Annotated in this window: 7 protein-coding genes; 6 read left to right on the top strand and 1 reads right to left on the bottom strand. The window is 64.5% G+C overall.

What is annotated here, in order from left to right; translation table 11 throughout:
- Nucleotides 1-266, top strand: a 266-nt coding sequence (locus tag HMPREF9440_RS11340) for a substrate-binding periplasmic protein (protein ID WP_040763230.1), incomplete at its 5' end; no start/stop codon positions are given.
- A 487-nt stretch (nucleotides 267-753) separates the two neighbouring features.
- A complete protein-coding gene (locus tag HMPREF9440_RS02070; RefSeq protein ID WP_008541017.1) occupies nucleotides 754-2,256 on the top strand; it encodes an FAD-dependent oxidoreductase in 1,503 nt (500 codons plus the stop codon).
- A gap of 183 nt (nucleotides 2,257-2,439) precedes the next feature.
- Here HMPREF9440_RS02070 and HMPREF9440_RS02075 read toward each other — a convergent pair whose 3' ends face one another.
- The gene (locus HMPREF9440_RS02075; protein ID WP_008541018.1) at nucleotides 2,440-3,159 is read right to left on the bottom strand and encodes a Crp/Fnr family transcriptional regulator; all 720 of its coding nucleotides are present in this window, start codon (nucleotides 3,157-3,159) and stop codon (nucleotides 2,440-2,442) included.
- A 137-nt stretch (nucleotides 3,160-3,296) separates the two neighbouring features.
- On the opposite strand from HMPREF9440_RS02075, the gene HMPREF9440_RS02080 reads away from it, so the two are divergent.
- The 4 genes from HMPREF9440_RS02080 to HMPREF9440_RS02095 all read left to right on the top strand — a co-directional run bounded on the left by HMPREF9440_RS02080 (nucleotide 3,297) and on the right by HMPREF9440_RS02095 (nucleotide 7,917).
- Nucleotides 3,297-4,712: a hypothetical protein gene (locus HMPREF9440_RS02080; RefSeq protein ID WP_008541019.1), complete on the top strand. Its 1,416-nt coding sequence runs from the start codon at nucleotides 3,297-3,299 to the stop codon at nucleotides 4,710-4,712.
- A 266-nt stretch (nucleotides 4,713-4,978) separates the two neighbouring features.
- Complete coding sequence (locus HMPREF9440_RS02085; RefSeq protein WP_008541020.1) at nucleotides 4,979-5,959, top strand: TRAP transporter substrate-binding protein; 981 nt, start codon at nucleotides 4,979-4,981, stop codon at nucleotides 5,957-5,959.
- 98 nt (nucleotides 5,960-6,057) lie between these two features.
- Nucleotides 6,058-7,344: a TRAP transporter large permease gene (locus HMPREF9440_RS02090; RefSeq protein WP_008541021.1), complete on the top strand. Its 1,287-nt coding sequence runs from the start codon at nucleotides 6,058-6,060 to the stop codon at nucleotides 7,342-7,344.
- 3 nt (nucleotides 7,345-7,347) lie between these two features.
- Nucleotides 7,348-7,917, top strand: a complete 570-nt coding sequence (locus HMPREF9440_RS02095) for a TRAP transporter small permease (protein ID WP_008541022.1) — start codon at nucleotides 7,348-7,350, stop codon at nucleotides 7,915-7,917.
- Nucleotides 7,918-7,971 lie beyond the last annotated feature (54 nt).

Raw genomic sequence — 7,971 nt, forward strand, 5'->3', positions numbered from 1 at the left:
TGCTGAACCTCATCACGGAAAACTGCGACGCCGTGATCAATTCGCGCCCCTCGACCGACTACATGGTCCTGATGCGCCCGTCGCTCGCCAAGAAGGTCGAACGTTTGGAACCCATCCAGAAGTCCGAGATGGGCATGGTCGTCCGTAAGGGGAACGAAGCTTTGGCCGCCGAGATCAACAAGGCCTTGGCTGAACTCCACGCCGACGGCACGTACGACGCGATCGAGAAGAAGTGGTTCGGGCAGACCTCCTGGCAGATTCACTGATTTGTGAAGTTTGGGGTTGAACGGCCGGCCTTCGCCGGAAGAGTGAGGACCCGACCCCTCGGGGTAAAACGGTTCTCCGTCCTTGGGAGCCCGGTGAACGCTGGACGCCGACCCCCTACCCAAAGCCCGGGAGCCCGCAGTGCGAGAAGCCTGCGGGCTTCCGGCTTTTTGCGCCCGTGGGGCTCCACTACGACCAACCTCGGCCATCCTCGGCCGTCCCTACCGACCACGGCCACCCCTGAGCGGCTCCGGGCCCCCGGCCAAGAGAACGCTCCTCGGGACTTTCCTTGATTCGCGGGTTTATACCGCCCGCAAACGTAGCCGCGGCTACAGTTTCCCGCGGCGGATCTCTCCACAATCGCTGATTGACGCGCGGCCGGCGCGGCGCCCCGGGCTTGGGACCGAAGCCCCGAATGCGATCCGCACGACGCCGAGCCGAGCCGCATCTACCAAACGAACACACCACAACCAACAGAAGGAGAGAACCATGCCGAACATCGTTCGCCGCACGCTTCTTGCCGCGGCCGTCACCGCAACCATGATTCCGATGGGCTTCGCCGCCGAAGTCGCCTACGACGCCGACGTCGTCGTGATCGGCGCCGGGGCGTCGGGCACCGCCGCCGCTTGGGCCGCCGCCGAAAAGGGCCTCAAAGTCGTCACGCTGGAGAAGTCCGGCATGGTGGGCGGCACCGGGAAGTTCTCGGAAGGCATCTTCGCGGTGGAGAGCAAGATGCAGCGCGACTGGAACTACGGCCTCACCAAGGACGAAGCCTTCCAAAAGATCATGAACTACGGCCACTGGCGCGGCAACGCCCGCATGGTCCGCGCCTTCGTCGACCGCTCCGCGGACACCATCGACTGGATGATGGCGAACGGCGTAAAGTTTGAAAAATTGTTCAGCAATTACCCGAATGGACTGTACACATGGCACATCTACGAAGGCAGAGGGGCCGGTTGGATCAACAATTTCATCGCGAAGTACAAGGACAAGGGGCAGACGCTGCTGCTGAACACCTGGGGCACCGACCTCATCACGAAGGACGGGACGGTGACCGGCGTCGTCGCGACGAATAAGGACGGCGACAAGATCACGGTGAACGCCAAGGCGACCATCATCGCGACGGGCGGGTTCTTCGCGAACAAGGAAATGCGCGAGAAGTATCTGCGCTTCCCGAACGCCGACGGCCTTGCTCAGGACGGCAAGACCGGCGACGGCATCCGCATGGCGTGGGCCGTGGGCGCCGGTGCCGAGGGCACCGAAGTGCAGGCCTCCTACCGTCCGGGTCCGCGCGGCGTGGGGACGACGAACCACGTCTCCGCCACCGCGAAGCAGCCGCACTTGTGGCTCACACCCAAGGGTGAACGCTTCTGCGACGAGAAGATCATGCTCGAATGGCCCTTCGCCGGGAACGCGCTGGAGCGCATCGGCGGCACGATGTACGTGGTCTACGACCAGGCGACGCTCGACCACATGGAAAAGGACCAGGGCATCGACTTGGGCGTCGGCGTCATGGTTCCGGTCGGCACCAAGCTCACGAACTTCGAGAAGGAATGGGACGCCGCGGTGAAGGCGGGCTGGGCCTTCAAGGCGGATACGTTGGACGGTCTCGCCAAGGCGACCGGCATGGATCCGGCGAAATTGAAGAAGACGGTCGAGGCCTACAACGGCTTCTGCGCCGTGCGCCACGACGCCGAATTCGCGAAGGACCCGCAGTACCTCCGCGAAGTGAAGACCGGTCCCTTCTACGCGATCAAGAGCGTCGCGTCGACCCTGGGCACGCTGGGCGGCATCAAGGCCAATGAACGCTTCGAAGTCGTCACGCAGTACGAAGACCCGATCCCGGGCCTCTACGCGGTCGGGAACGACGTGGGCGGCATGTACGGCGACTCGTACGACCTCCTCATGGCCGGTTCCACCGTGGGCTTCGCGGTCAACTCCGCCCGCATCGCGGTCGACTCGGCCGAAGAGTACATCAAGGCCGGGAAGTAACTGCTGATAGGCCGACGGAACGGCGCGCGGTGCTCCCCGCGCCCTGGCGCGGTCTCCGGCAACGTCCACCGAGATCAGGAAAAGACGAACCCGCATGGGTCTTGGGCCCGTGCGGGTTTCGTGTGTCCGGGGTGAGGTGGAGGTGATTTGAGCAGAGGTGAGGTGAGAAGAGGGGCCGCGTGCTCAGAAGTGCCCGTCGGACCCCGGGTGCTCGATCCAGTCGTAGAGGCCCCGGAAGAGTTCGGTGGAAACGCACCAGCTGCGGCCCTCGCGCTTGGCGAGCCCCGCCGCGGTCCACTTCCCGAAGATCTTCGAGACCGACACGCGGTTCATGTTCAGCACCGCCCCGATCGTCTCCGCGGTGACGGTGAGGGGGAGCGTGAGGAGACCGTCATCGTCCGGCTCCGTCGCGAGCCCCCAGCTCCGCGCCATCGCCTTGAAGAAGACGCGAAGGCGCATCTCCGGCGGGAGCGTGAAGTTCGCGGTCATGCCTTCGAGCAACGCCTCCTCCTTTGCGATCACGTTCGCGATCTCGGTCTCGGGCGGCACGCGGCCGTCCCGCATCGCGCGGGTGAGTTCGCCCGGCGCCGTGACCAAGACTTCCGAGGGCTCCAGCGCCACCGTCACGACGTTGGCGCGGGCGTGGACGGACGCGGTGAGGTCGCCCATGGCGCGTCCCGGCGGGATGATCGCGAGATGGACCGTTCGCCCGGACGCCGTGCCGTCCAATTGGTAGGCGCAGAGACCCTTCGTCAGGAAGAAGAGCTTCGCGTCTTCGCCGCCGCGCTTCAGAACCTCAGCCTTCTTCACGCGACGGATCGAGCCAGTCGTCTCGAAGAGGCGCCGCACGGGCTCGGGGTCCGCGGGAAGGAAGTAGGGGAAGGGCTGAAAGATCTGGCGCATGGGGGAGGCGTGGTCGGTGGTCGCGGGAGTTTGGTCGCAGTCATTCTAGCGGGCCGGGGCGGGCGGACCGAAGGACTGGAGGTGCGGAAGGAGGGTCGGGCTGCGGGTCCGGCGGGAACGGTCCGGCTCAATTCAATATGATCGTTGGTTCCTATGCCGGCCCCTTGGCTGCGAACTACTTCTTAGGAAACACCCTCGAGACGGCCAGCCGCATCGTGACCGGCACACTGAGAAACTTCCAAAATTACACCTTCAGCGTCAGCGGGGACACAAGCACAAAGGACCCCACCATCGACGTCACGGGCACGACAGCCGTCACGATCGAACCGGCCGAGGGCGACACCCGCTCCCTCATCACCGTCGTCCCGACGGCCGAGCTTGCCGGGACCTACACCCTGATTTCGGCTGCCGCGGGCTTCACCGACCTTCAGGGCGCGCCCGTCGAAGCAGGCACCTACACCGAGGAGCTCTTCAATTACGACGAAGAGGTGAGAACAATTGAATCGCTCTCCCGTGTCGAGACCTTCAGGATCAAGCCCGAGAGCGTGGACCTCAAGATCGTCGACTCGTCCGATCCGGACAGCTCCGTCCAGGAGCTCGTCATTACGTTCGAAAGTGGATCCTCGATCGAGGTCACCGAGTCCGCCAACGACGAAACCAACGCCCTCATGCAGTCCTCCGCGTCCACCTTCGGCACGCTCTGGGAGGCGTCCGACCTTCTGGTCGATACGGCCCTGCGTGCGCCCAAGCCTGTCGACGGCCTCTTCGCGGCCGCACGATCCGGCAAGTACGGGTTCGACCGTCACCCCCGCATGGACTCGACCAACACGACGGGCCTCCTCGGCTACGCCATGACCTTCGGGAAGACCCAGACCGGCGTCTTCCTCGAAATGGGCCACGCCGACTACGAGACCGATTCGCCCACGTCGACCGGGCGCGTCACCGGTGACGGCGACCACAACTACGCGGGCGCGGGCGTCTTCGTGAGTCAGGAACTGATCCCCGACCTCCACGCCACGGCTTACGTGAAGGGCGGGGCGCTCCGGAACGCCTTCGACGTAACGATCGCGGGCAAGAAGCTCGACTTAAACCGCACTTCGGCTTACTGGGGCGCGCACCTGGGCGTGCACTACGACTGGGCGCTCTCGCAATCGTTCGACGCGTGGGCGTACGCCTCCTACTTCTACGACGGCCGCGAAAAGGAGACCTACAAGAAGGCCGGCACGACGGACGTCGCGGGGTCGACCTTCACCTACGACGCGCTGGAGAGCCACCGCGTTCAGCTCACGTACGCGCATTCCCAGAGCCTCAAGCCCTACGTCGGCCTCGCGCTCGAGCAGGTCTTGAAGGCCGAAGGGCAGGGGAGCGCCGACGACGGCACGTCGCGCGTGAAGCTCAACACGACCGACATGGATGGCACGACCGGGATCCTGTCGGCGGGTTGGAAGTACGTGAACGACGCGGGCACCTTCGCCTTCTCCGCGGGCGTCAACGGCTACGCCGGTCTTAAGAACGGCGTCAACGCCATGGTCCAGGGGCAGTGGGCGTTCTGATGTTGGGGGAATGAACGCCTCCCAAACCCGTCCCTGACCGCCCGGCGGCCCGCAGCGCGAAGCAGACTCGCGCTGCGGGCCGTCGGCTTTTCCGGGAGCCTTCTCCACGCACACAAACAGGCCCATGCATACCGGCCCGGGCGCCTCAGGAATTGCCGGGTTTCGACAGCACGCGCCCGCCCTGTACAATACGGCGCAAACCGTACGGGCCGGGGCCCACGCGCCCCCGCAGTCCCGTCCACTCAACACTCCCGGAGCTCTCCGCCATGACGAAATCCCTGCTTTCCGCGGCCTGCGCCTGCGCGCTTCTTGCGTCGTTCCCGGCCGAGGCCGCCCAGACGGTCCGGCTCGCCCACACCGCCGCGGTCTCGCACGTGCACCACGAAGCGGCCATGCAGTTCGCCAAAGCGGTCGAAGCCCGCACGAACGGCGAATACAAGGTGGAGGTCTACCCGGCAGGGGAACTGGGCGACCAGCCAGCGTTGGCGGAACAGATCACGCTGGGCGCCTTGGACATGTCGATCGTCTCGCTCGGGAACATGGCGATGTACGCGAAGGAACTGAACGCCATGACGGCGCCCTTCCTCTTCTCGGACTACGACCAGGCCCACAAGGTGATCGACGGGTTCGTGATGGACTGGATGAACGCCAAGCTCGAAGCCAACGACGCCGTCGGGCTCTCGATGTTCGACTACGGCTTCCGCCAGACGACGACCAAAGGGATCGTGGTGAACTCCGCCGACGACCTCAAAGGCGTCAAGATCCGCGTGCCGCCCTCGACCGGGCTCCTTGCGGCGTTCGACGCGATCGGCGCCAACACGCAGCGGATTGCGTACAGCGAGCTCTACACTTCCTTGAAGCAGGGCGTCGTCGCCGGGGAAGAGAACCCCGTCTTCACGATCCTCGCGGATTCGCTCTTCGAAACGCAGGACCAGCTCGCGCTCACGAACCACTACTTCGACTGTCAGGTGTTCCTCGCGAACAAGATGTTCATGGACGGCCTCCCTGAGAACGTCCGCGTGATCTTCAAGGAAGAGGCCGTGAAGGCCCAGAACTTGACGCGCGAAAAGATCTCCCACGGCGAAGCGCAGGTGATCGAGGAGCTCAAAGCCAAGGGGATGAACGTCACCACCCCGGACCGCGCGTCCTTCGTCTCGAAGATGAAGCCCGCCTACGAGAAGGTGAGCCAGCTCTCCGGCAAGGCCGCGATGGACGAGCTCTTGGCCGCGATCGAGAAGACGAAGTAAGGCGCGCCCGACGCCAAAACACAACCCGAAGCCGCGCAGGCGTGGGGCCTCCCGCCCCCTCCGCGCGGCTTCGCCGATGAAACGGATCAGAACTTCAGATGACGATGTTCCTCATCTTCGCGGCGGTCGTGCTGCTCCTCTTTCTCGGGGTCACCACGGCGGTCACGATGGGCTTCGCCTCGATCGCGACGTACCTCGCGGCCGGCGGCGACATGGCGCGGCTCTTTCTCGTGCCACAGCGCATGTTCGCGCAGGTCTCCGGCATCACGCTGATGTCGATTCCGTTCTTTCTGCTCATGGGCAACCTCATGAGCGTGGGCGGGATCTCGCGGAGCCTCTTCGGCTTCGGGCGCGTCTGCCTCGGGCACCGCTGGGGCGGGCTCTCGAACGCCGCGATCGCCGCCTCGATCGTCATGGCGGCGATGTCGGGCTCGGCCGCCGCGTGCGCGGCCGGGATCGGCATGATCGCGATCGGGGAGATGACGAAGGCGGGGTACGCCAGGCCCTTTTCCTGCGCCACGATCGCCGCGGGCGGGGCGCTGGGGCCGATCATTCCGCCGTCCATCACGCTCATCCTCTACGCGGGGTTGACGTCGACGTCGGTGAACGCCCTTTTTGAAGCGGGCGTCCTCCCGGGGCTTCTCTTGGGGCTCGCCTTCATGGGGTGGTCCTCGTACGTGAGCTGGAAGAACGGCTACGCCAAAGCGGACCCCGAACCCATGTCGGTGCGCTGGGCCGCGTTCAAGGACGCATTCTGGGCGCTCCTGACGCCGGTGATCGTCATCGGCGGGATGTTCGGCGGGTACTTCACTGCGACGGAGGCCGCTGCCGTGGCGTCCCTCTACGTGATGGCGTTGGGGTTCTTCGTCACGAAAACCTTGAAGGTGAAGGACCTCCCGAGGATCTTCTGGGAGACCGTGGAGCAGACCGCCAAGGTAATGTTCGTGATCGCGACCGCCGGGTTCTTTCAGTACGTGCTCCTCTACACGCGCATCCCCCAGGAGACGATCAGCTTCATCACGTCGAACTTCCACTCGATCACCCCGGTGATCCTCATGATCATCGCGATCCTCGTCGTGATGGGCTGCTTCATGGAGGGGACGGCGATTCTCCTCATCACGGTACCCATCTTCGTCCCGCTCGCGAAGAGCTTCGGCTACGACGTGACCCAGTTGGGGATCGTCATGTGCGTGGCGCTCGCGATCGGCGTCTTGACGCCCCCCGTGGGGCTCAACCTCTACGTGATGAGCTCCATCACGGGTGAAAAACTGATGGCGATCGCCCGCGAAGCCGTGGGCTACGTCGTGATCATGATTCTCCTCGCGGTTCTGGTCGCCTTCGTCCCCGAACTCTCCGTCGGGTTTGCCGGTCTCTTGGGGGAATAAGCCATGCGTGACGCCATCAACGTTTTCGAAGCGCTCTTCTCCAAAACCGTCCGCGCGGTCTGCACGTTCCTTCTGGCCGCGATCTTCGTGATGTTCATTCTGAATGTCTTCGTGCGCTTCGTCCCCGTCTACAACTTCACGCAGACGGATGACTGGATTCAGGCGGCCTTGATCTGGATGATCTTTTTGGGCTCCGCCGAGCTCGTGCGCACCAAGAGCCACTTCGTCGTCGACGTGGCGGTCTCCAAAGTGACCCACCCGGTCCTCTCGCGCGCCATCCGCACGCTCGTGATCGCAATCGAGTTGACGACCTACCTCGTCGTCTTCTGGTACGGGATCGTCTGGGTCATGCGCTCGAACGCCACCATGCAGTCGATCCCGTGGCTCGAGATCCGGTACGTCTATCTGGCTTTGCCTGTGTCGGCCTTCTTCATAACGGTCTTTTCCTTGAAGGACCTGGTGGAGACGGTCACCGGGTGGAGCGCGAAGGATGATGAGGACGAGGACGGCGAGGAGGGCGGCGGGCTTGACGGCCGCGGGGCCTTGGAAGAGGGTGCGGCGAAGCGGGGCTGAACCGCACCTACGGACCGTCGGGGCCTCAACCTTGGTCCCAAGGCAGGCCCCCCC

Source organism: Sutterella parvirubra YIT 11816 (assembly GCF_000250875.1).
Taxonomy (GTDB): Bacteria; Pseudomonadota; Gammaproteobacteria; order Burkholderiales; family Burkholderiaceae_F; genus Sutterella; species Sutterella parvirubra.